The organism is Deinococcus sp. LM3 (genome assembly GCF_002017875.1).
Classification (GTDB): Bacteria; Deinococcota; Deinococci; order Deinococcales; family Deinococcaceae; genus Deinococcus.
In genome coordinates, this window is the sequence record NZ_MUFV01000002.1 from 114,599 (window position 1) to 136,764 (window position 22,166).

The 22,166-nt window shown below is 70.8% G+C and carries 13 protein-coding genes; 5 read left to right on the forward strand and 8 right to left on the reverse strand.

Going from position 1 to position 22,166, the window contains the following annotated elements; genetic code table 11:
• Positions 1-18: 18 nt before the first annotated feature.
• Positions 19-4,122: an EAL domain-containing protein gene (locus tag BXU09_RS14815; protein WP_144012261.1), complete on the reverse strand. Its 4,104-nt coding sequence runs from the start codon at positions 4,120-4,122 to the stop codon at positions 19-21.
• A 171-nt stretch (positions 4,123-4,293) separates the two neighbouring features.
• Here BXU09_RS14815 and BXU09_RS14820 point away from each other — a divergent pair, with 171 nt between their 5' ends.
• The 3 genes from BXU09_RS14820 (at position 4,294) to BXU09_RS14830 (ending at position 9,308) form a co-directional block, all read left to right on the forward strand.
• On the forward strand, positions 4,294-5,073 hold the full coding sequence (locus tag BXU09_RS14820; protein WP_078305124.1) for an EAL domain-containing protein: 780 nt from the start codon (positions 4,294-4,296) through the stop codon (positions 5,071-5,073).
• Between the two features lie 376 nt (positions 5,074-5,449).
• A complete protein-coding gene (locus BXU09_RS14825) occupies positions 5,450-6,724 on the forward strand; it encodes a S8 family serine peptidase (RefSeq protein WP_078305125.1) in 1,275 nt (424 codons plus the stop codon).
• 520 nt (positions 6,725-7,244) lie between these two features.
• On the forward strand, positions 7,245-9,308 hold the full coding sequence (locus BXU09_RS14830; RefSeq protein WP_240501434.1) for an HD domain-containing phosphohydrolase: 2,064 nt from the start codon (positions 7,245-7,247) through the stop codon (positions 9,306-9,308).
• Between the two features lie 21 nt (positions 9,309-9,329).
• Here the strand turns inward: BXU09_RS14830 and BXU09_RS14835 are convergent, their stop codons facing one another.
• Together BXU09_RS14835 and BXU09_RS14840 are read right to left on the reverse strand one after the other, a co-directional pair.
• Positions 9,330-9,842: a hypothetical protein gene (locus BXU09_RS14835; RefSeq protein WP_078305127.1), complete on the reverse strand. Its 513-nt coding sequence runs from the start codon at positions 9,840-9,842 to the stop codon at positions 9,330-9,332.
• Positions 9,839-10,459 carry a hypothetical protein gene (locus BXU09_RS14840; RefSeq protein WP_078305128.1) on the reverse strand — a complete coding sequence of 207 codons (621 nt, stop codon included), beginning with the start codon at positions 10,457-10,459 and terminating at the stop codon, positions 9,839-9,841. Before BXU09_RS14840 ends, BXU09_RS14835 begins: the two co-directional genes overlap by 4 nt.
• Positions 10,460-10,704: 245 nt before the next feature.
• Here BXU09_RS14840 and BXU09_RS14845 point away from each other — a divergent pair, with 245 nt between their 5' ends.
• Entirely contained in the window at positions 10,705-12,051 is a 1,347-nt protein-coding gene (locus BXU09_RS14845; RefSeq protein WP_078305129.1) for a tetratricopeptide repeat protein, read from the forward strand.
• Here BXU09_RS14845 and BXU09_RS14850 read toward each other — a convergent pair whose 3' ends face one another.
• Both BXU09_RS14850 and BXU09_RS14855 read right to left on the reverse strand, forming a co-directional pair.
• Positions 12,052-13,140, reverse strand: coding sequence for a hypothetical protein (locus BXU09_RS14850; RefSeq protein WP_078305130.1), 1,089 nt, complete (start codon positions 13,138-13,140; stop codon positions 12,052-12,054).
• Positions 13,141-13,302: 162 nt separating this feature from the next.
• Positions 13,303-14,103 (reverse strand): hypothetical protein, encoded by an 801-nt coding sequence (locus BXU09_RS14855; protein ID WP_078305131.1) that lies wholly within the window; start codon positions 14,101-14,103, stop codon positions 13,303-13,305.
• 301 nt (positions 14,104-14,404) lie between these two features.
• Between BXU09_RS14855 and BXU09_RS14860 the strand changes: the two genes are divergently transcribed.
• A complete protein-coding gene (locus BXU09_RS14860) occupies positions 14,405-15,565 on the forward strand; it encodes an acyl-CoA dehydrogenase family protein (RefSeq protein ID WP_078305132.1) in 1,161 nt (386 codons plus the stop codon).
• A 96-nt stretch (positions 15,566-15,661) separates the two neighbouring features.
• Here BXU09_RS14860 and BXU09_RS14865 read toward each other — a convergent pair whose 3' ends face one another.
• The 3 genes from BXU09_RS14865 to BXU09_RS14875 form a co-directional block, all read right to left on the reverse strand.
• The gene (locus tag BXU09_RS14865; protein ID WP_078305133.1) at positions 15,662-18,007 is read right to left on the reverse strand and encodes an EAL domain-containing protein; all 2,346 of its coding nucleotides are present in this window, start codon (positions 18,005-18,007) and stop codon (positions 15,662-15,664) included.
• A 323-nt stretch (positions 18,008-18,330) separates the two neighbouring features.
• Positions 18,331-19,476 carry a GGDEF domain-containing protein gene (locus BXU09_RS14870; protein ID WP_078305134.1) on the reverse strand — a complete coding sequence of 382 codons (1,146 nt, stop codon included), beginning with the start codon at positions 19,474-19,476 and terminating at the stop codon, positions 18,331-18,333.
• A 263-nt stretch (positions 19,477-19,739) separates the two neighbouring features.
• Entirely contained in the window at positions 19,740-21,995 is a 2,256-nt protein-coding gene (locus BXU09_RS14875; protein WP_078305135.1) for an EAL domain-containing protein, read from the reverse strand.
• Positions 21,996-22,166: the final 171 nt, after the last annotated feature.

Consider the following 22,166-nt stretch of genomic DNA (forward strand, 5'->3'; position numbering starts at 1 on the left):
CCGCCTGCGAGCACAGGCCTACGCGCCGCGCTTCTCCCGGTACATCGCGGCGTCCGCCTCGTGCAGCAGCTGCTCGCCGCTGCCCTGCCCGCCGGCCAGGGTCGCGATGCCCATGTTCAGTTCCAGCGGCCCCAGCGTGAACGGCGCCGCCCGCAACGCCGCCCGCAGCCGCTCCCGCACCAGGACGGCCGCCGCGGCGTCCGTGCGGGGCAGCAGCAGCGCGAACTCGTCACCGCCCCAGCGGAACACCGTGTCCTCGGTACGCACCGTCGCCCGCACGACCCGCGCGACCAGCGTCAGCGCCTCATCGCCCGCCGGGTGACCCAGCTGATCGTTCACGCTCTTGAACCGCCGGATGTCCGCCACGATCAGCGACAGCGGCTCCCCGTGCCGGCGCGCGCGCGACACCTCCCGCTCGAGCGTCTCCGTGAACGCGCGCCGGTTCGGGAGGCCCGTCAGCAGGTCCGTGCGGGCCGCGAGGTGAATCTGCTCGCGCAGGTTCGCCTCGTGCAGCAGCAGCGCCGCCTGCGCCGCGAACGCCCGCACCACCTCCAGCGAGTCCTCCGCGAAGGCGTCCGCGTCCGAGGCGCTGTCGATGTTCAGGAACCCGTACACCTCCCCGGCGTACAGAATGGGCGCCCCGATGTTCGCCGTGATGCCCTGCAGGCTCGGCAGGGTTTCCGGCGTCCACTGCTCCCCACGGAAGTACCCGCTGCCCTGCGCCGTGAGCACGCCTTCGCGCACCACGCGGGGCAGACCCGCGTTCCAGGCGTCCACGCCCCGCCCGTACCACGCGTCCCGCACGGCCGCCACGTCGAACCGCACGTCCCGCAGTTCCTGCTCGGCGTACCCGGCCGACGCCGCGTACCGGAACTGCCCGTCCACGCGTACCAGGAACGAACCGCTCTCCGCGCCGGGTGTCAACTCGATCGCCTTGGTCAGCAGCAGCCGGTACGCTTCCTCGACCGGGCAGCTCAGCAACTCCCGGTGCACGTCCAGCACCGCCTGCCGGTACCGCTCGGCCTGCACCCGCTCGTACTCCGCGCCCAGCAGGAACGACGCCTGCCGCAGCAGCCCCAGTTCGCTGGCGTTCCAGGCGGCGCCCGGCAGCGACAGCCACAGCGCCACCCGCGCCGTGAACTTCCCGGCGACCGGCACGAGCGCCCCGTCCGGTTCGATCAGCACCTCACCGGCCCGCACGCGCCGCAGGTCCCCGGCGCTGAAGGTCCGTTCGGCTGGCGTGCCCGCGTCCCAGGCCCGTTCCCGCACCAGCTGCCCACGGCGGACCCGCAGCCCCATCAGGCCGCGCGCGTGAAACAGCTGACAGAACGCCAGTGCCACGCTGGACAGCGGCTCGCCTCTTTGTCCCGCGCCGGTCACCTGCCCCGCCAGCCGGTACAGATGCCGGTGCTGATCGAGGTTCACGACCGTACTGGCGATGTGCGCCACGTTCGCCTGAAACGCCCGGAACGCCCCGAACCCCTCGTGCTCCGGCCCGCCCTGCCACGTCACGCCCAGCGGATCGTGCGGGTCCACCTGCACCAGTTCCGTGCGCAGCGCCCCGACCGACCCCGCCAGCCGCGAGCGGAAATCCTCCTGACTCTGGCAGGGCAGCAACTGCTCGAGCACCCGCTGGTACGCCGCGCCCGGCACGGCCCGCGCCGCGCCCACCCCGCCCGGCGGCGTGAAACTCAGGCCCAGGCCCTCATGCGCCGGGCGGGGCCGCCCGAACAGGTACCCCTGCGCGTACTGGCAGCCCAGCGAGCGCACCAGCTGGTACTGCTCGGCCGTCTCCACGCCCTCCGCGACCGTTTCCAGGCCCAGCTGCTGCGCGACGGCCGTGATCGCCTCCAGCACCGCCGCCGCGCCGCTGCCCGGCCGGGCGGGCGTCACGAACGCCCGGTCGATCTTCAGGGCGCTGACCGGCAGGGACGGCAGGTAACTCAGGCTGGAGTACCCCGTTCCGAAATCGTCGATGGACACCGACACGCCCAGATCCCGCAGCGCCCGCAACTGCCCCAGCACCCGGTCCGTGCCCTGCATGACCACGCTCTCCGTCACTTCCAGTTCCAGCGCGGCGGGCGGCAGGCCCGCTTCCCGCAGCGCCGCGCCGACCACGCCCACGAAGTCCGCCTGCGCGAACTGCACCGCCGAGACGTTCACCGCGACCTGCAACGACGGGTACGCCGCCGCCCGCCACGTCGCCGCCTGCCGGCACGCCTCGCGCAGTACCCACGCGCCGATGCGCGTGATCAGCCCCGTGTCCTCCGCGACCGGAATGAACACGTCCGGCCGCACGTTCCCCAGCTCCGGGTGCCGCCAGCGCAGCAGCGCCTCCACGCCGGACAGCTCGCCCGAATCCAGCCGCACCTTCGGCTGGTAGTGCAGGCTCAGTTGCCCCTCGGTCAGCGCGTCCCGCAGCGCCGTCGCGATCTCGAACCGCTGCCGGGACGACTCCAGCAGGCCCGGCTCGAACACCGCCACGTCCGGCCCGCCCGGCCGCAGCGACCGCAGCGCCAGATCCGCGTACTGCACGCACTGCGCGGCACTCAGCGGCTCCCCGGCCCCCCCGACCACATGCAGACCCACCTTCGGACTCAGCGACAACCGCCGCCCCTTCACGGTCAGCGGAGCCCGCACCGCGTCCGCCAGCACCTGCGCCCGCGCGCGCGCCTCCTCGCGGCCCACGCCGGGCAGCACCACGATGAACTGCCCGGCCGACAGTTTCGCCAGCAGTTCCTGCGCTCCGCACCGCGCCGCGAGTCGCCGCGCCGTCTCCCCGAGCAGCAGGTCGCCCGCGTCGTGACCCAGCTGCTCACTGATCGCCTCGAGATTCCCGGTATTCACCGCTAGCACCCCCAGCGGGAACGGCCCCGACTGCAGCCGCCCGGCCAGCACCTGCTCCAGCCGCACGCGGTTCGCGGCGCCCGTCACGACGTCCAGCGTCGCCTGATGCGCCAGCGTCTCCAGCGCCCGCGCGTGACTCACGACCATCGCCGCCGCGTGCCGCGTGCGCTCCAGCGTCTCCAGCACCAGCGTCGGAAACGCCCCCGGCTGCCGGGCGAACAACGCCAGCGTTCCCGTCACCCGCCCCGCCCGGTCATGCAGCGGCCACGACACCACCGCCCGCAGGTCATGCCCCACCACGAGGTCCCGGTACACCGCGCACGACGGATCGTTGAACATGTCCGTCAGCACCACCTGCCGGTTCAGGGCCGCCGCCGTTCCACACGCCCCCTCGCCCACCCTCACCGGCACGTCCAGCGACGGCCAGACCGACGCGGGCAGTCCCGGCGCCGCCGCCGCCCGCAACCGGCCGTCCGCCGCGTCCACCAGCATCACCAGACTCAGGTACCCCGGACAGGCGGCCTCCAGGTTCCGGGCGACCGTGTCCAGCAGTTCGCCGAGCGGCACGCCCCGCAGCGCGGCCTCCAGCACCTCCGTGTGCGCCTGCTGCCCCTGCTGCGCCCAGCGCCGCGCCGTCACATCCACGAACGACACCTGCAGCCCCTCCCGGTGCGCGTGAACACTCACCTCGAACCACTGGTCCACCGCCGCCAGGTGAACGTCCCGCCGGAACGGCCGACCGTCCGCCATGGCCCGCCGCAGGTCACCTTCCACACCCGCCGCCAGGAGGCGCGGGAAGACTTCCCAGAGCACCGAACCGAGCGGCCGGGTCGTCACTTCCGGCCGCACGTACCGCTGCGCCGCCGGGTTCAGGTACGTCAGCCGCCACTCCCGGTCGATCAGCAGCACCGCCTGCTCGAAATGATCGAACAGCGCCCGCAGCGGCTCTCCCGCCCCGCCATCCACCCAGGACACCAGCGCGCCCGGGAGACCCTCCCAGCGGTCCACCTGCACCGACCCCGCCCAGCCCGGCTCCTGCCACACCTGCCGGTACGAGGGAACCTGACCGGACAGCACCCGCGCCAGCCCCGCCGACAGTGCCTGCGCCGCCGCTGCGGACAGCGGATTCAGCGGCTCGAACCGCTCACCCAGGGTTACCGGTCCCGGCCCCACGCCCGGCACCCACCCGCTGTCCGGTCCGGAACGGCCGATCACCCGCCCCGCCGCGTCCAGCAGCAACGCACCCGCCACCACCGGCGGCGCGTCACCCGTCACGGCGCCCGGCCATGACAGGAACGTCCACACCCGCCGGAGCGACGCACCGGTGGAACCGCAGACCGGCGCGGCCACCGGAACAGGAACAACAGCATGCCCCCATCATGATCGCTCGGTCCCGGCGAGGGAAGCTCCGCCCGCCCATACCCCCCACGGGCGTAGCATGGACGCATGCCCCAGGCGAACCCGGCGCCGCCCCACCACCGCTGCCCCTGCCGGTCCTTCCCGGCGGCCCTGCCGGAGCTGACCATGGCCTTCCAGCCGATCGTCAACGTGCACACCGGCCGGACCCTCGGGTACGAGGCCCTCGTGCGCGGCCCGCAGGGACAGGACGCCGCCTGGGTCTTCCGGCAGATCGTGCCCGGCCAGGAGTACGCCCTCGACCAGGCCTGCCGGACCCTGGCCATCCGCACGGCCGCGCGGCTCCACCTGAGGGGCCAGCTGTCCATCAACTTCCTGCCCGGCGCGGTGTACGAACCCCGCGCGTGCCTCCAGCCGACCCTGCACGCCGCCCGCGACAGCGCCTTCCCACTCCACCGCCTGATGTTCGAGGTCGTCGAGCACGAGCAGGTGCCGGACCCGCCGCATGTCCGGGCCATCATCGACACCTACCGCGCCCACGGTTTCCTGACGGCACTCGACGACTACGGCGCCGGTCACGCCACCCCCGCCCTGCTGATGGCCCTGCGGCCCGACGTGGTGAAACTCGACCGTCACCTCGTCCAGGCCGCGCCGCAGGACGCGGGGACCGCCCTGCGCATCCGGGACATGGTGCGCTACGCCCGGCAGTCCAGCCTGCACGTCATCGCCGAGGGCATCGAAACCGTGCAGGAAGCCCGCACTCTGCTGCAGCTCGGGGTCACGCTCATGCAGGGCTACTACTTCGCGCGGCCGGGCCTGGGCGCCCTGCCCACCGTGGCCCGTGACCGCATCCGCGCCTGCCACTCCTGACCCGGAAGCCGCGAGCCCCGGATGCGACCGTCATGCGCCGTGGCCCGGCACGCATCGGCCCATGCGCCTGCGGGACGACTCCCCCTGATGGGGGGGATGAGGCCGAGGTTGCAACCACCAGCGTGTCCCGCCAGCGGCGCTACACCGTGCTGACCCGACAACCCATTCCTGAAAAACAGCGCTCAGGGCGATCAATTATCTCCCTGCACACCGAACCCTCACAGGCAGCGAATCTCGCTGTATAAAATTTAACATGTCTCACGCGCATTTCTTCATGCACAGAGGGTTGATCTGATCTTCATTTTATGAGATCACTGAGGGGATCGTAGGCTCAGTTTTTCCTCTCCCCTCACGCACCACTCAAAGGAACAACCCCATGAAGCCACTCATCCCCACCGCACTCCTGACCGCCTCCCTCCTCGCCGCCTGCTCCAGCAACCCCGTCACCCCGGTCACGCAGGCCGCGCGTCCCGCCTTCGTCAGCGCCGTTCAGGTCACCGCCACCGATACCCCCGCCTCCGTGGCGCAGCGTCTGGGAGGCACCATCCTCTCCTGGCCGACCGACTGCACCGGCAGCTGCACCGCCCTGGTCGGACTGGCCGAGCGTCCCGCCGCGAGCCTGGGTGCCCAGAGCGCCAGCACTGTCGAGGCCAACCGCGACGTGTTCAGCGGTGGCGGTGCGATCACAGCCGTGATGGGGGGGAGCCGCGCTTACATTTTTGGAGATTCCCAGACACCGTGGAGCTCCAGCGGTGAGCATGCCATTCCTGAAAATGCACCGCTGTGGCAGAAGATCGGTCTGGAGCAGGCCCACAGCATGGCCCCCAAACTGGGCGCAGGTGTCACGGTGGCCGTCATCGATTCGGGGATCGACCTGACCCACCCGGCTTTCCAGGATTCCCTGACGGACGCGAGTAGTTGGAAGGACTTCTATGGCGCAGACAACCTGCCGCAGGAGGAAGGCGAGGTTGGCGTCGGCGCCTACGGGCACGGCACGAACGTGGCAGGCATCGTCCTGCAAGTTGCGCCGGCCGCGAAGATCATGCCCCTGCGGGTGCTCGGCCCCGACGGTTCCGGTGACGTGGCAGGCGTGGCGCAGGCCATCCTGTACGCCGCCGACCAGGGCGCGAAGGTCATCAACCTCAGCCTGGGCAGCCTGGAGAACTCCAGCATCGTGGAAGACGTCATCCGTCAGGTAACTTCACGCGGCGTGTACGTCGTGGCGTCCGCCGGGAACGCCAACCAGAACAGCATCTCTTACCCTGCGGCACTGGCCACCAAGAAAGGGTCTTTCGGCGAGTACCTGCTGAGCGTGGGCAGCACCGACCTGAGCGACCTGAAATCCAGCTTCTCGAACTACGCCAGGAGCCTGGAGATCGTCGGTCCCGGTGAGAACGTGTACTCCCCGTACCCTGACGGCAGGGTGGCCGCCTGGAGCGGTACCTCCATGGCCGCGCCGATGATGGCTGGCGGTCTTGCCCTGGCACTCGGGCAGAGGCTGAAGGTCTCTGGTAAGGACCTTACCAAGAAGATGGCCGAAAGTGCCTTCGACGTGTACAACAATGGCGCCAACGAGGCCTACAAGGACATGCTGGGCGTCAAGGGCCGCGTCGATCTGGTGGAATTCCTGAAAGACACCACACAGCAATGACATGTCACTGGTAGACCACCTGCCGACCCACCTGACGGTGAGCCCGCTGCTCCGGGATCTGGACAGCCGGTTCACCCTGGAAGACGACAGTCTGCTGGCCCAGGTGGCGGACGCCCCGGCCCTGACACCCCAGGACTGGGGCGTCAAACTGTATCTGTTGGGACAACTTCAAATCTCGGGTATCGACTCTGAAACGGGTATTCGAAGCCTGCAGAAATCTATCGAGTATCTAATGGCGTGTCAGGCGCTAGATTGTGCTGCGCGAGTTGCATTGTTTCTGGGACGGATATTCTTGGAAACTGGCAGAATTGACGATGCTGAACAAGCTCTGGAAATCATCGTCGGGCTTGAAAGTACCACTGCGACATGGAGGGAACTAAAAACCCAGATCGACTTTCTTATGGCTCGCATCAAATATGAGCGCGGCGAAATTGCCGAATCTTTAAAAATATATCATGGACTGCTGTTGAGTTTGAAAAGCTCTTCGGAAGTGCCTGATTTGGCAAGGTGTTTTGTAAATATGGGAGGCTTGTACGCTGACCTTGGGAAATTTGAAGACTCTGTTGGATATCTTCTGGAAGCATACAAGAAGATTCAAGGTTTGCCCGAAAGATTGGCATTGGAATTTGCGGTTCTTGTAAATTTAGCTCGTGTTAAGTCGCTGTCTGGCGAGTACGAGGGCGCCATTGACGTTGCACACCAAGCCCGTGAGAGTGCTGAGCATCTGGGTGACCCCCACAAACTCGCCTTTGCCAACATGAACCTAGGCGAATTCCTTCTGTCTGCCGGGCGTCCGGCAGAGGCCGTCACTCACCTCACCCGTGCATTCACGCTCAGTGACGAGCATGATTTCCGGACGATCAAGATCAGTGTCCTGGGTTCACTGTGCACGCTCCATGAGGAACTTGGGCAGTACGACCGCGCCGCCGATGAGGCGCAGCAGGCGCTGGCCCTCGCCCTGGAGGTCGGTTCCGCAGAGGGTGAGATCGAGGCCCGCATTGCGCTGGGACGTCTGTTCATGCAGGCCGGGGATCTGGCGCAGGCCGAGCAGCAGTTGTTGCAGGCGCTGGAACTGGCCCGCACCCGCGAAACACCCAAGGAGCAGGTGCTGGCGCACGAGCAGCTGGTGCAGGTGTACCGGCGTTCCAGCCGACTGGAACTGGCGCTGGAGCACGCGGATCTGCTGCGGACCCTCGAGCGGAGCATCTTCGACACGGACCGCGACCGGCAGATCCGGAACCTGACGGTGCTGTTCGAGGTGGAACGCGCGCAGCAGGAGGCGCGGCTGTACCGACTGCGTTCCGAGGTCGAGCAGGAAGCGCGGGAGGCGGCCGAGCAGCAGGTGCTGGAACGCACGGCGGAACTGGCGCGCGCGCAGCATGAAGTCGTCGCGCGGCTGGCCATCGCGGCCGAGTACCGGGACGACACCACGGGCGAGCACACCCGCCGGGTCGGGCAGGCGGCGGCCCGCATCGCCCGCGCGCTCGGCTGGTCCGAAACGCAGGCCAGTGTGCTGGGAGTCGCGGCGCGCCTGCATGACGTGGGCAAGATCGCCATTCCCGACGCGATCCTGCTGAAACGCGGTCGCCTGACACCGGACGAGTTCCGGCAGATGCAGTCTCACACGGTGATCGGGAGCCGCATCCTGTCCGGCAGCCGGTCGGCGCTGCTGACGATGGCCGAGGAGATCGCCCGCTCTCACCATGAACGCTGGGACGGCAGCGGGTACCCGCACGGACTGGCCGGGAACGACATTCCGCTGACCGGCCGGATCGTGGCGATCGCGGACGTGTTCGACGCGTTGATTCAGGCGCGGCCCTACAAGGCCGCCTGGACGACCGCCGAGGCCCTGCGGGAGATTCAGGCGCAGGCGGGCCGGCATTTCGATCCCGAACTGGTGGCCGTGGCGGCCGACGTGCTGGCGAGCCTGCACCAGGAGGACAGCCTGTTTCTCAACCTGTACGACGGTCAGCAGAGCGAACCGCTGGCCGAGGGGGAGGCGTCGCACGTGCTGGCCGTGTTCGAGCAGCTGCTCGTGGAACGCACCCGTGAACTCGAACTGGCGAGGCGTGAGGCGGAACGCAGTGCCAGGAGGATGGAGCGCATGGCGCTGACCGACAGCCTCACGGACCTGCGGAACCGCCGGGCGTTCGAGCAGGATCTCGAGGGCCGCGCGGCGCCGCTGGGGAACACGCCGTTCACGGTGCTGTCGCTGGATGTCGATGGCCTCAAACGCCTCAACGACACGCACGGTCACAGCGCGGGTGACGACCTGCTGAGCGCCGTCGCGGCGGCCCTGACAGCCGCGTTCGCCGGTCACGGTCAGGCGTACCGGATCGGTGGTGACGAATTCGCCGTGATCGGCCAGGCGGTCATGACGGCCGCCGAACAGACCCGGTGCCTGACAGCCATGGCGCAGCACCTCCAGCAGGCCGGGTACCCGGACCGGCCGTTCAGTACCGGCGCGGCGGACTACCCGGCCGATTCCGGCAGCGCCGGTGACCTGCTGCGCATCAGTGACCAGCGCATGTACCGCGACAAGGTGCTCAGGCGGCAGCAGCGGCCAGCCCAGCCGCTGGACTGACCTGCCAGGAGCTGCGGGCGCCTACTCCTCGGGGATCTCGGTGGGGGGGAGCATGGCGCGGCTCAGGTCGTGGTGGCCGGTGACCTGCAACAGGGGCGGCGCTTCGCGGATCAGGGTGCCGGTCAGGCGGTGGTAGCCCTCGGGCAGGTCGTGGCCGCGCAGCAGGTACGTGTGCCGGTCCGGGGTCACGGCCAGCAGGTCCGCGCCGACGCGCTGCACGCGGGCCGTGACGGTCAGGGTCGTGCCGGCGGGCGCGGTCGGGGAGCTGAGCGGGTGCCGCCGGACGTCGCCGGGCAGCCGGGCGTTATGGACGATCAGGCGCGGCGCGGGGCCGTTCCAGAGCTGTCCCCAGACGTCCAGGCGGGTGTCGTGCCGGGGGCTCCAGTCGAACGGCTCGCCGGACAGTTCGATGCATGCGTGTGCGTCGCGCAGCGTGGCGCCGGTGACGCTGCGCGCGTAGGTGCCGGTGACGAGGACGAGGGTGCCGTCCGGGACGGCGGGCAGATCCGCGATGGTCAGGGGGCGGTAGGTCATGGGGTCTCCAGCAGGGCCAGGATGAGCGGGTGTGCGCAGAGGTTCGCGGCGAGCGTCAGGGCTGCGTGGGCGGCCAGGTGCGGTGTCGGTCCGCTGCCGGTGGCGTTGCCGGTCACGGACGGCTGACCGTCCAGCGTGAAGTGAACCTGCGCGGCCGCGACGCAGGTGGTGTCGGTGACCGTGGCGCGCGCCTGGACGAACGCCTCACCGTGAAGGGCCGTCGTACCGGGGCGATGGGTGGGCGTGACGGTGAAGCCGACGTCGGTCAGGGCGTGCCGGAGCGCGTGATGGGCGGCGCCGGGCGTACCGGTGAGGTGGAGCGGTCTGCTCAGGAGGTCGGGTCGGTGGTGCAGGGCGGCCCGTTCGAGGACGCCGTAGGGCAGTGCGACGTGCGCGCGGATCGTGTGACCGTCCGGGCCGGCGTTGTCGTGGAGGACGCGGGTGACCTGGAGCAGGTGGGCGGGAATGCGGGTGGTCAGGGTGGGGTCGTCTGGCGCGGTCCGCTGCGCGAGGGCGTGAAGGCCGGTCTGCAGGAGGGAGTGGAGGGCGGCGGGGCGGTCTGGCGCGGTGACGGTGATTTCGGTGGTGGTGGGTGGGGGAGAGCTGGAGTGGATCATGCGGGCCTCACCACCTGAAGGTACGGAGAGGCACCTGAAATTTGGGAATTATTGCAAGTCCAGTCAGACGGTAGGCCCGGCCGACGACCAGACACCGGATCCGTCCGGGCATTCACCCTGACCGCCCAGGCCCATGGCCGCGACGACACCCGGTGACGCCGTCACGGCTGCCGGTCACCACCCATCCGGGGGCACTGGACTGTGCGCGCCCGGCCTGCCCCCGGAAGCGGCATGATGCTGCGGGCATGAGTGACTTTCAGCAGTATCTCGACGCGTACGCGCTGTCCATCGCCGGGCAGTACCAGGCGGCCCTGGACCTCCTGGACGCCCGGCCGGTCGTGGACGCCCTGCATCACGCCCGGCAGCGGGCCTACGCCCTGCACCACCTGGGCCGCGTGGACGAGGCATACGCCGACATCGAACAGGCCGCCCACATCGCCGAGACGGAACGCCCGCTCCAGCGGAGTGTCGTCTACATCGACTGGGCCGTCATGCTGATGCGCGACCAGCGCTTCGAGGAAGGCTTCCGGCTCTACCATCAGGCGCTCGCCCACGCCACCGACCCCGAGGAGCGCGCCGCGACCCTCTACAACCTCGGCTGGACGTACCTGCGCCGCGGGCACCTCGACCACGCCCTCGACGCGCTGCAAGAAGGCCACGCCCTGACGCGCGGCGCCCGGCAGGAGAGCCTGCGCTGGCGCGGCCACCTCTTCCGCTGCGCCCTCGCCCTGCACGCCCGCGCGTGCGGCCAGTTCGACCTCGCGCTCGGACGCGCCCGGCAGGCCACCCGACTGGCCGGGGACGACCGCGCCGGCGTGTACGCCTGGAACGTGCTGGCCACCACCCTGCGCCTCGACGGACAGACCGACGCCGCCAGGGACGCCCAGCAGCGCGCCCTGAACCTCGCCGGGGACGGCGCCGCCCGCGACACCGAGGCCCTGTACCTTGCCCTGATCGACCTCCGAGGCCCGGAAGGCGGGGCGGCCCGGGACACCCTGCGGCGCCTCGCACCGCTCACCGCGCCCTACGACGCCTGGCGTGCCCGCCTGCACCTCGCGCAGGCGCACCTGCAAGCCGGTCAGCCCGACGAGGCCCTGACGGTCCTCCAGGCGGCCACCGACGCGAACGAACCCTACGTCCTGCTCGACGAGGCCCCCGCCCTCACCGACCTGTACGACCTCGGACGGGCCGCCGGCCTGCCGCTCCCGGCCCCTGCGGCGCGGCAACCGGCCGCCCTGCACGTCACCGCGCGCGGGGCGCCCACCGCCCGCCTGTGCGGCCGACCACTCCCCGGCGTGCGGCCCCTGGCCCTCGCCGCCGTCGCGTACCTCCACCACGAGGGCCCCGCCACGCTCGACACGCTCGCCGGGGCGCTGCTCGACCTGCCCGCCGGCGACCCGCGCGGCCCCAACCGCATCCGCGCCGCCCTGAACGACCTGCACGACCTGATCGGCACCGACACCCTGACCCGCACCCGGCGGCGCACCGTCACCCTCAACCCCGACTGGGTGGTCAGCACCGACCTGAACCTCCCCGGTCCCGACCCGTTCACGGACCTCTACGGCGAGTGGGTCACGCAGCTCGGCCGCTGATCAATCCTCCCCGGCCTCCAGCCAGTCCAGCGGGCCGTCCAGCAGGCACGGGCCCTGACCGCCCCGCAGGTCCGTCGACCACACCCACTGCGGCCCCAGCGACAGCCGCCCGCCCCGCAGGCGCACCGCCTCCGAATCCCCCAGCAGGCTCCGCAGGCGCGACACGTGATACCGCACCTGCCCGTACAGCGCCTTCTCGGTGCCCTCGCCCAGCACCGCGTCCGCCACCCGCGGCCACGGCGCGCCGCCCCGCTCGATCAGGTACGCCAGCAGCGCCAGACTCCGGCCCTCGCCGCGCATCGGCACGAACGTCAGCCCGCGCTGCACGCCCAGCCGCCCGCGCGTGACCAGCCGCGCCTCATCCGGCGCGGCCGGCGGTTCCGGCCAGCCCAGCGCCGCGCGCACATGCGGCACGCTGCGGGACTCGTCCAGCACCTCGAACCCAAACCCCGACACGTCCGGCAGCAGCTCCACCGGCAGGCCCGAACGCAGCACCGACTCGGCGTCCTGCAGCGCCAGCCGGAGCTGCACGCCCGGCGACAGCCGCGCCTCGTCCGGCCGCCCCGACCCCGGATGCACCAGATCCAGCAGCGCCTGCACGTCCGCCGCCGCCTCCGCTGACGGCGCGTACCGCAGCGCCGCGTAATGATGCCGGACCGACACCAGCGGATCCCCCATCACGCGCGTCGTGGTCGCCAGCGTCAGGTGCGCCCCGAACGCCACCCCCGCGTCCACCTGCCCACCCAGCGCTTCCCGCGCGCGGCTCAGGGACGCCTCGAACGCCCCCTGCACTCGGTCCACGGTCGCCAGACCCACCAGCAGCGCCCCCCGCCACGGCCGTGCCGATCGTTGCGCGCGCACCAGCCCCATGCCCTCCTCGAACTGCTGCGCCGCTGCCGCGACCTCCCCGCTGAGCAGCGCCGCCCACCCGAGGTCATGCAGGATCGCAGCGCGCTGCGGCACGCCCCGCCCACCGTCGGCCAGCAGCGTCAACCACGCGGGGGGCGGCCGACGCCACGACCACCGCCCGGCCGGGTCCAGCGGCGTGCCCAGCGCCCAGCGGCCCAGCGGCGGCGGCAGGGGCGTCACGCGCCCACCCTGACCGCCGGTAGCCAGACCCGTCGAACCAACCGCCCGCCCATCAGTGTCGCCTCGCCTGCATCCGCCTGAGCATAGAGTGTCCGGACCCCGCCCTGCATCCGGCCCCGGACGCCGATCCGGGCGGCAGCGGTATCAGCGGCGGAACCCGTATCAGGGGCGGGCCGGAATGTCTTCCCCTTCCGGACCGGCCAGCAACCGGTCGAGTTCCCGCGCCAGTCCGGCCGGGACGGCCACATGGGTCCGCAGCCAGTTCAGGATGGCGCGCGCCGCCGCCCGCGTGTGTCCGTACCCGGGCATCATGGCCGCGAACTCCGGCGCCAGCGCCGGGAACCGCACCTCCGCGCGGCGCTCGGGCGCGAACGGATCCCGCTGGTCGGACTCCGGCCCGGACAGCAGGGCGGCAATGTTCAGCACGCGGTCGACCGCGTACCCCTGCACGAACCGCAGGGCGCTGAGTGTTTCGCCCCGCGCTTCCCGGTGCAGGCCCACCAGGAGGTTCGTCAGGGCCTCGTTCACCTGCCAGTCCAGTGAGGCGGGCGCCGGCACCGGAGGCTCACGCAGGGGGAGCGGAGACTGCCCGGCGCGCGCCCACACGACCCGGCCGGCCGCGTACGTCGCGGCACCGAGTTCGTCGGGCGTGAACACGGCGTACTCGGCCAGGATGCCGTCCTCGAACAGGGCCTTGCGGCCGTCCGGCGTGTTCTGGAAGTGAAAGGCGAGCGGAGCGGCCTGCTCCAGCCAGTGCACCCCCTGCACGTACGCGGCCTTCCACGCCGGTTCGACCACGACAAAGAAATCCAGATCGGAATGATCGTCCAGGCGGCGCAGATCCGCGCCCACGGACCCCAGCCCCAGGAGCAGCAGCGTGCCGGGCTGGCCTTCCAGAGAGGCGGCAATGCCGTCCAGGCGGCGCAGCAGGGCGGCGGGCGTGACGTGACGCGGCAAGGACATGCGGACACTGTCGCATACGGACTCCGATTGAATGGGCTTTGCAGCCCATTCAATCCGAGCGAAGCGAGTGGGAGCAAAACGGGTTCCGGACGTGGAGTCGGCAATCCGGTGAAGTTCCGGATTGTCGGCGAAACAAACGGAATCCGTATCACACCAGGAGTTCCCCGGAGAGCGCAAGATCCCATCCAGGGCTGTGCGCGGCCGTTTTCCGGAGCGGGCGTCGTAGACTGTGGGCCTCAACTTCTGCTGGTGAAACGGGCGGCGCGGGGCAGGATGGCGCGGCGTCTCGTCTGAGGTACGTATGTTCGATGAATTCGCTGTGCATGAGCTGCTGTCCCCTGAAGAACGACTGATTCGCGAGAGTGTGCGCGGGTTCTGCGACGCGGAGTTGCTGCCGGAGGTCGCCGCCTGGTGGGACGACGGTTCCCTGCCGGTGCGTTCGGTCATGCGCCGCTTCGGTGAGATGGGCCTGCTGGGGCCGACCGTGCCGGAGGAATTCGGCGGGGCGGGCGCGTCGTACAGCGCGTACGGCGCGATGATGTACGAACTGGAACGGGTGGACAGCGGGCTGCGCAGCGCCGCGAGCGTGCAGGGCAGCCTCGTCATGTTTCCCATTCACGCGTTCGGCAGTGACGAGCAGCGCCGCCGCTGGCTGCCGGGCCTCGCGTCCGGTGAGCTGATCGGCTGCTTCGGCCTGACCGAACCGGACGGCGGCAGCGATCCCGGCGCCATGCGCACCCGCGCGCGGCTCGACGGTGACCATTACGTCCTGAACGGGAACAAGATGTGGATCACCAACAGCCCCGAGGCGGACGTGGCGGTCGTGTGGGCCAAGGACGACGGGGGCGTGGTGCGGGGGTTCATCGTGCCGACCGACACGCCGGGCTTCAGTGCGCCGCCCATTCACCGCAAGATGAGCCTGCGCGCCAGCGTGACCGGCGAGATCGTGCTGCAGGCCTGCCGCATTCCGGCCTCGAACCTGCTGCCGGGCAGCGCCGGCCTGAAAAGCCCGCTGTCGTGCCTGACCTCGGCGCGGTTCGGGATCGCGTGGGGCGCGATGGGCGCGCTGGAGGCCGTGTTGCAGGCCACCCTGGACTACACCGGGAGCCGCACGACCTTCGGGCGTCCCATCGCGGCGCGCCAGCTCGTGCAGGACAAACTGGTGCGCATGGCGACCGACCACAGCCTCGGGACGCTGCTCGCCTGGAGGCTCGGCACCCTGAAGGACGCGGGCCGCATGAACTTCGCGCAGGTCAGTTACGCCAAACGTAACAACGTCCGCGTGGCGTTGCAGGGCGCGCGGCTGGCGCGTGAACTGCACGGCGGGAACGGCATCACCACCGAGTACCCGGTCATCCGGCACATGCTGAACCTCGAAACGGTGGACACCTACGAGGGCACGCACGACATCCACACCCTGATCGTGGGCCGTCACCTGACCGGGCAGGGCGCGCTGGACTGAACCGGACGGACCCGCCGAGCCGCGTAGCAGAGCGGGGAGCAGAGAGGAAGGTTCCGGACGGTCCGCTGAACGTCCGGAACCCGGACGCGTGGCCGGTCAGCGGCGCAGCGAGAGCAGGTCTTCGAGGTGGTCCGGGCGGGAGATGTGGTACCCCTGGGCGTAGTCGCAGCCCAGGTCGCGCAGTAATCTGAGCATCCCGGCGTCCTCGACGCCTTCGGCCACCGTGGACAGCTGAAGGTCCCGCGCGAGGCGGATGGTGTTGCGCAGCAGCGCGCCCCGCGCGGTTTCCTGCGCGCCTTCCCGCAGGAACGACCGGTCGAGTTTCACGATGTCGAGCGGCAGGTCCGTCAGGAGCGACAGGCTGGAGTGCCCGCTCCCGAAATCGTCCAGGGCGACCCGCACGCCGGCCTCCCGCAGTTTCCGCAGGTGCCGGCAGGCGAGGTCCACGTCCTGCATGACGGTACTTTCCGTGACTTCCACGGTCAGGAGGTGCGCGCTCACCTGCAGGTCCGTGAGGGTCTGCAGGACCCGCTCGGCGTAGTCCGGCATCAGCAACTGCACCGGGCTGACGTTCACGTTCACGTGCGCTTCGGGCCACAGGGCGCGGGCCGCCTCCGTTTCACGCAGCGCCGTCTGCAGCGCCCAGTCGCCCAGCTGATAGATCTGACCGCTGCGCTCCGCGACCGGGATGAACGTGCCGGGCGGCACGGCCCCCAGCAGCGGGTGCTGCCAGCGCAGCAGCGCCTCGACCGCCACCCAGCGGCCGGTGTCCACGTCGCTGATCGGCTGGTACATCAGGGACAGTTCCTGCCGCTGCGCGGCGCCCTGCAACTGCGTTTCCAGGGTGTGCCCGTACTGGCTGCGCCGCAGCATCCGCTCGTCGAAGACACCCAGGTGTTCGCGCTGGTCGATGGCGTGCTGCAGGGCCAGACTCGCCTGCCGCAGCAGCGCCGAGAACGGCACCGGGTAGATGGACTCCGAGTACCCGGCCACCAGCTTCAGGGTCACCTCGCCCTCACGCAGCGCGAACGGTTCTTCCAGCCGCGTGAGCATCTGCGCCGGGTCGATCTGTGCGGGCGCGCGGGTGATGAGTGCCAGACCGCTCGAACTGATCCGCCCGACCACGTGCTGATCGTCATTCCCGAGACGGTCCGCGAGTTCCCGGATCAGACGGTCCACGAAGGCGTTGCCGTACAGTCCGCTGAGTTCCTGCAGTCTGGGCACCTCGATCAGCAGGGCGCTGCGGACCGAGGTGTCCTCCTGCAGCAGTTCCGCGAGGCCCGCGCGGGAGTACGCGCCGGTCAGTTCGTCCCGCAGGACCCGTTCCCGCAGCTGCGCCTCCCGGCCCTGCAGGTGATCGAGCAGGTCGTTGATGGTCCGGGCCAGGACGCCGAGTTCCGTGCGGTTCGACGATTCCAGACGGTGCGTGGGGTCCCGGGCGATGCGCTGCGTGTCCGCGACGTACCGCGTCAGGACCCGCAGTACCCGGCGGTTCAGGAACAGCATGAACGCCAGCAGCGCCGTCAGGGTCACCAGCAGGATCACTCCCCGCAGCTGCCACAGCGTGTCCTGCCCGGCCAGATGAACGGCCCGGGGAATGGTGAGTTGCAGGCCCAGTTGCGGCGGGCCGACCGGCGCCTCCAGCGCGGAGATGCCGATCACCTCGCGCGGCCGGAACGTCAGGGCGGACTGTCCCTCGGCGGGCAGCTGCGCGAGTTGCGCGGTGAACGTGCCCGACGAGTGCATCAGCTGCCCCAGCGCCGTCTGGGACAGCATGCGCGCGAACAGCATCACGCCGCCGCGCCCGCTTCCGTCGTCACGGGTGATGGGACGGGCTGCCATCAGGTACGGCCGCGCCCCCACCAGCACGATGCCCTGCGCGCCCTCGCCCGGCAGCGGGGACGGCAGTTGTGCCAGCAGCGCGCGGACCGTCGGCCCGGCAGGGAGGACCTGTGAACCGTCGCGGCGCAGCGCCGTGACGATCCGCCCGTCCGGCGCCGTCACCCCGGCGTAATCGACCCGGCCTCCCATGAAGGTGCTCATGCCGAACGCGTCCGCCTCGAACCCCGGATTGCGTCCGACCGAGAAGTCGAACGTGGACGTCCACTGACTGAAGTTCAGCGTGAACAGACTGACGCGTTCCTCCTCGGTGATCAGGTCCTCACGGGCAATCTGGGAGTACTGCGCGACCTGCTCCCGCTCGATCTGACGGAAGCGGGTGTCCATCAGCGCCGGAATGACCACCAGCAGGGCCAGCAGCGTCGGCAGGGCCAGCACACCCAGCAGGATCAGGACCTGCACCCGCAGCGACTCGCCGGGCCCGTCCGGGCCCGTCCACCACCAGCGTCGCCGCCCCCCCTGAGTCATGCGTGTCCCCGCGCCCCCGGCGGGCGTCGAGTCCTGACCCCGGTGGCGGTCGGGCAGGCTCGCAGGTTTCGGCATTCGGCGCGTTTCAGAGGTGAGGCCTTCCTTCAGGGGGAACCGGTGTGGCGTCCGGGTGAGAGGGAACCGCGGGGCGGGCAGAGGGCCCGTCCGGACCTGCAGACAGCACAGGCAGAAGACATGGACTGACCGGGAGTCCGTCTCATCTTGTGCTGATCTTCACGCCGCTTCATGAGTTGTGTGCCGGCGGCATTCATGTTCCGGGGGCTCCCCCCGGCGCCGGGCAGGGGGCCAGCGGAGCGCAGCCGGCCGGCCCGGCGGTTTTGAGTGCCACGGGGCGCGGGTGCCCGGCAGCCTGCGGAGCCCGCACGTCTGCACCCTGATCAGGAGGGGGTCGGGTCGAGGCCCCCGCCCGGTGGCCCGTCAGCCCGCTGCGGGCGGGACGGATCGAACGTGAAGATCTGCACCCCGTTACGCCCGCCGTGCTTGACGCGGTACAGCGCCTCGTCGGCATCCCACAGGGTTCGCGTGCGGGACCACAGCCCGAACGGCGCGCCGCCGACCGACACCGTCACCTGACCCAGCGGCTCGCCGAAGTCGGTGGCGGCGACCAGTTCACGCAGGCGGTGCGCGATCTCCTCGATGCGGCCCGGCTGCACCCGGCGCAGAATCACGGCGAACTCCTCGCCGCCGTAGCGGTACGCGCGGTCCCGGCCGCGCAGCGCGTCGGACAGCAGCCGCCCGATCCGCGCGAGGACCTGATCACCCGCCGGGTGCCCGTGACGGTCGTTCACCAGCTTGAAGTGATCCACGTCGATCAGCAGCAGCGCGTCGCCCGGCGCGGTGAACGGCAGGTCCAGCTCGAACTGCCGCCGGTTCGGCAGGCCCGACAGCGCGTCCCGGTGCGCCTGCTCGCGGTAGGTGTCGGTGCTCTGCAGCAGCGCCACCCGTCCCGTGATCATGCTCGCCACGGCCCAGAAGCCCAGCACGCTGAACGCCCAGCCGGGCAGGTACGTGCGTTGCAGGGCGTCCAGTCCGCCCGGCAACAGCACCAGGCCGAGGTTGGTCGGCAGGAAGATCAGCGCCGCGATCCAGGCGTGCCGTTGCAGCGACCCGTGCGGGTCGTTCATGTTCAGCGTCCAGCGGAACAGGTGGGCCAGGCCGCTGACCAGCAGCAGATTCACCAGCGCCAGCGCGGCGGCCGCCTCGGCGCCCAGTGGTCCGCTGGCCGGCAGGATCAGCGGCAGCAGCGCCGCCGGCAGTCCCGCGAGCAGCCCGCTGCCGACGCCGTAACGCAGGATCATCACGGCCGGCGGGACCAGCCACAGGCTCACGTGCAGGCCGCTGGGGTCCAGGGCGCCCAGCATGACCAGCGCCATGGCGGTCACGACCGTGAGGGCCAGTCGCAGCGCCTTGAGGTGCCAGTGGCGCGGCGGGGGCCAGGAGCGGTACGTCAGGCTCATCACGAAGGACAGCGTGACCAGCACGCTGAAGTTCACGAACAGACTCTGAAGCAGGGACAGGAACAAGGCGCGCAACTCCGTTCGGATGGGAGACGTGGCGGGGCCACAGCGGACAGGCAGGCGGTGATGCCCCTCCCGTTCCGGGCCGGCCCGCAGCGCACCCTGACTTCGGCCCGCTGACGGGGCGGTGGCATCGGGGAGTGGCGGCGGATCACAGCGGGAGAGGCGGGTTCCGGGTGTCGACGACCGCAACCGGGCGCTCTACCGGGTTGCCCACAAGACAGACGGAGTCCTCATCACTCTGTCATACCGCTGCCCGCGGCGCTGCCTCAGGTGCCGTTACCCCCGAACGGGCGGTGCGTGCCGAGCGGATGAGCGCGTGCGAAGGCGGCCGCAGCGACCGGCGGCAGCGGCCGGCTGAACAGGAACCCCTGCCCGAACCCGCAGCCCAGTTCCGTCACGGCCTGCGCCTGCGCCGCCGTCTCGATGCCCTCGGCCACCACGTTCAGCTGCATGTGCCGCGCGAGCGTCACCACGCTCGCCACGATCGCCGTCTGCCGGGCGTCGCCGGGCAGGGGAGAGACGAAACTCCGGTCCACCTTCAGGGTGCCCACCGGGAAGCGCTGCGCGGCCGACAGGGACGCGAACCCCGTGCCGAAATCGTCCAGCATCAGCGGCACGCCCCGGCGGTGCAGCGCCCGCATGGCCCGCAGCGCCTCGGGCGTGTCGGCCAGACTCGTCTCGGTGATCTCCAGGTGCAGACCCTCCGGGAAGGTCATGGTCAGCAGGTCGTCCGGCGTCCCGGCCGGCACCTGCAACTGCTGACCGCTGAGGTTCACGGACACGAACAGCCCCGCGAGGTCCGCCTCCGCCTGCCACCCGCGCAGCTGCCTTGCGGCCTCCTGCACCACCCAGGCGCCCAGCGGCACGATCAGGCCGCTGCGTTCCGCGACGTCCAGGAACGCGCCCGGCGCGAGCAGGCCCCGCTGCGGGTGCTGCCAGCGCACGAGCGCCTCGAAGCCCACGCAGCGCCCGGACGCCAGGTGCATGACCGGCTGGTAGTGCAGTTCGAACTGCCCCTCGCGCAGCGCCCCGCGCAACTGCCGCTCGGTATCCACCCGCGCGAGCGCCTGCTCACGCATGTGCGGCTCGAACAGCACCGTCCGGTTGCGGCCACCGCGTTTGGCGGCGTACATGGCCGTGTCCGCGTCCCGCAGCGGCTCCTCCAGGCGGGTGTACTCGCGGGACGCGACCGCCAGACCGATGGACGTGGTGACCCGCACGTCCTGCCCCTGCAGGCGGAAGGGCCGCAGCATCGACCGCTGAAGCCTCTCGGCCACCCGGCGGGCATTCACCTCGTCGCAGGGCGCGTCGAGCAGCACCGCGAACTCGTCGCCGCCCATGCGGGCGACCGTGTCGGTGCGCCGCACGGCGTCTTTCAGGCGCGCGGCCGCCTCCAGCAGCAGCCGGTCCCCGGTCAGGTGCCCGTACGCGTCGTTCACGTTCTTGAAGTCGTCCAGGTCCAGGAACATCACCGCGTACGGGTGCCCCGGATCCCGCTCGAAACGCTGCATGGTCTTGTCCAGCAGGCTGCCCAGCAGCGCCCGGTTCGGCAGGCCCGTCAGGCGGTCGTGCAGCGCGTCGTGCCGCAGGCGACTCTCGGCGTGCTTCTGCGCGGTCACGTCGTGCATGGCGACCACGGCGCCCAGCGCCTCGCCGTCCGGCCCGACCAGCGGCCCGCCCGAGGCGCGCACCGTCCGGCGCGGCAGGCCGCGCGGCGCGATCACCATCTCCACGTCCCGCACCTGCTCGCCCTGCAACGCCCGGAACAGCGGAATGCGTTCCTGCGCGAGCGGGGTCACGCCGTCCGTGTCGTACAGGTCGTAATGGCGGCTCCATTCGGCCGGCGGGATCGGTGCGCTGCCCAGCCCGTGCATCTCGCGGCTCATGCGGTTGAAGACCGTCAGCTGCCCCGCGCTGTCGCAGGCGACGATGCCGTCCTGAACGTTCTCCAGCAGCGATTCGAGCGCCACGCGCGCCAGGTGGACTTCATGCAGGGCGGTCGCGTCGCCGCTCGCCTCCCGGCCCTCGACCAGGACCCGCCACGCCGCGCGTGGAGCGGCGCGCACCGGCGTGAAACTCAGGTCCAGGTTCACCAGCCGTCCGTCCGCCGCGGCGGCCCGCACGTCGAGTCGGGTGGCCTCGCCGGACCCCGCGCGCAGCGCCGCGTCCCGCACCTGACTCGCCTCCGGGCTGCCGGACGGCCACCAGGGGGCCTCCCACGCGGGCCGTCCCAGCAGCAGGGCGGCCGGCTGCCGCGCCGCGCGCAGGGTCCGCGCATTCAGGTCGAGCAGCGTGCCGTCTGCCGCCAGCAGCGCCTGAAACTGCGTGCTGTGATTCCACACGGCGCGCCGCTCGTCCCGTTCGCGCCGCGCCGCGAGCAGCGTCGCCTGCGCACTCTGCACCGCTGCCCGGAGCGCGTCGCCGTTCGTGGTGGCTGGCAGGCCGGCCGTCAGACCGGCTGCCTGCAGCAGCGGCTGAAGGACCTCCAGGAGCTCGGGCTCCGCACGTGAACTGGGGGGCATACGGCGAGTATACCTGCCGCCGGCACGACCTGAAGGAAAGCTTCATCTACGGTGGGGCGCGCCTTCCCCCGCGGGCCCGGTCGCCAGTCACCGGAGCGTATTCTGAAACGGACTCAGATTGAATCTCCCGGCTCCACCGTTCATTCCGAGTGAACCAGCCCCGGAAGCCAG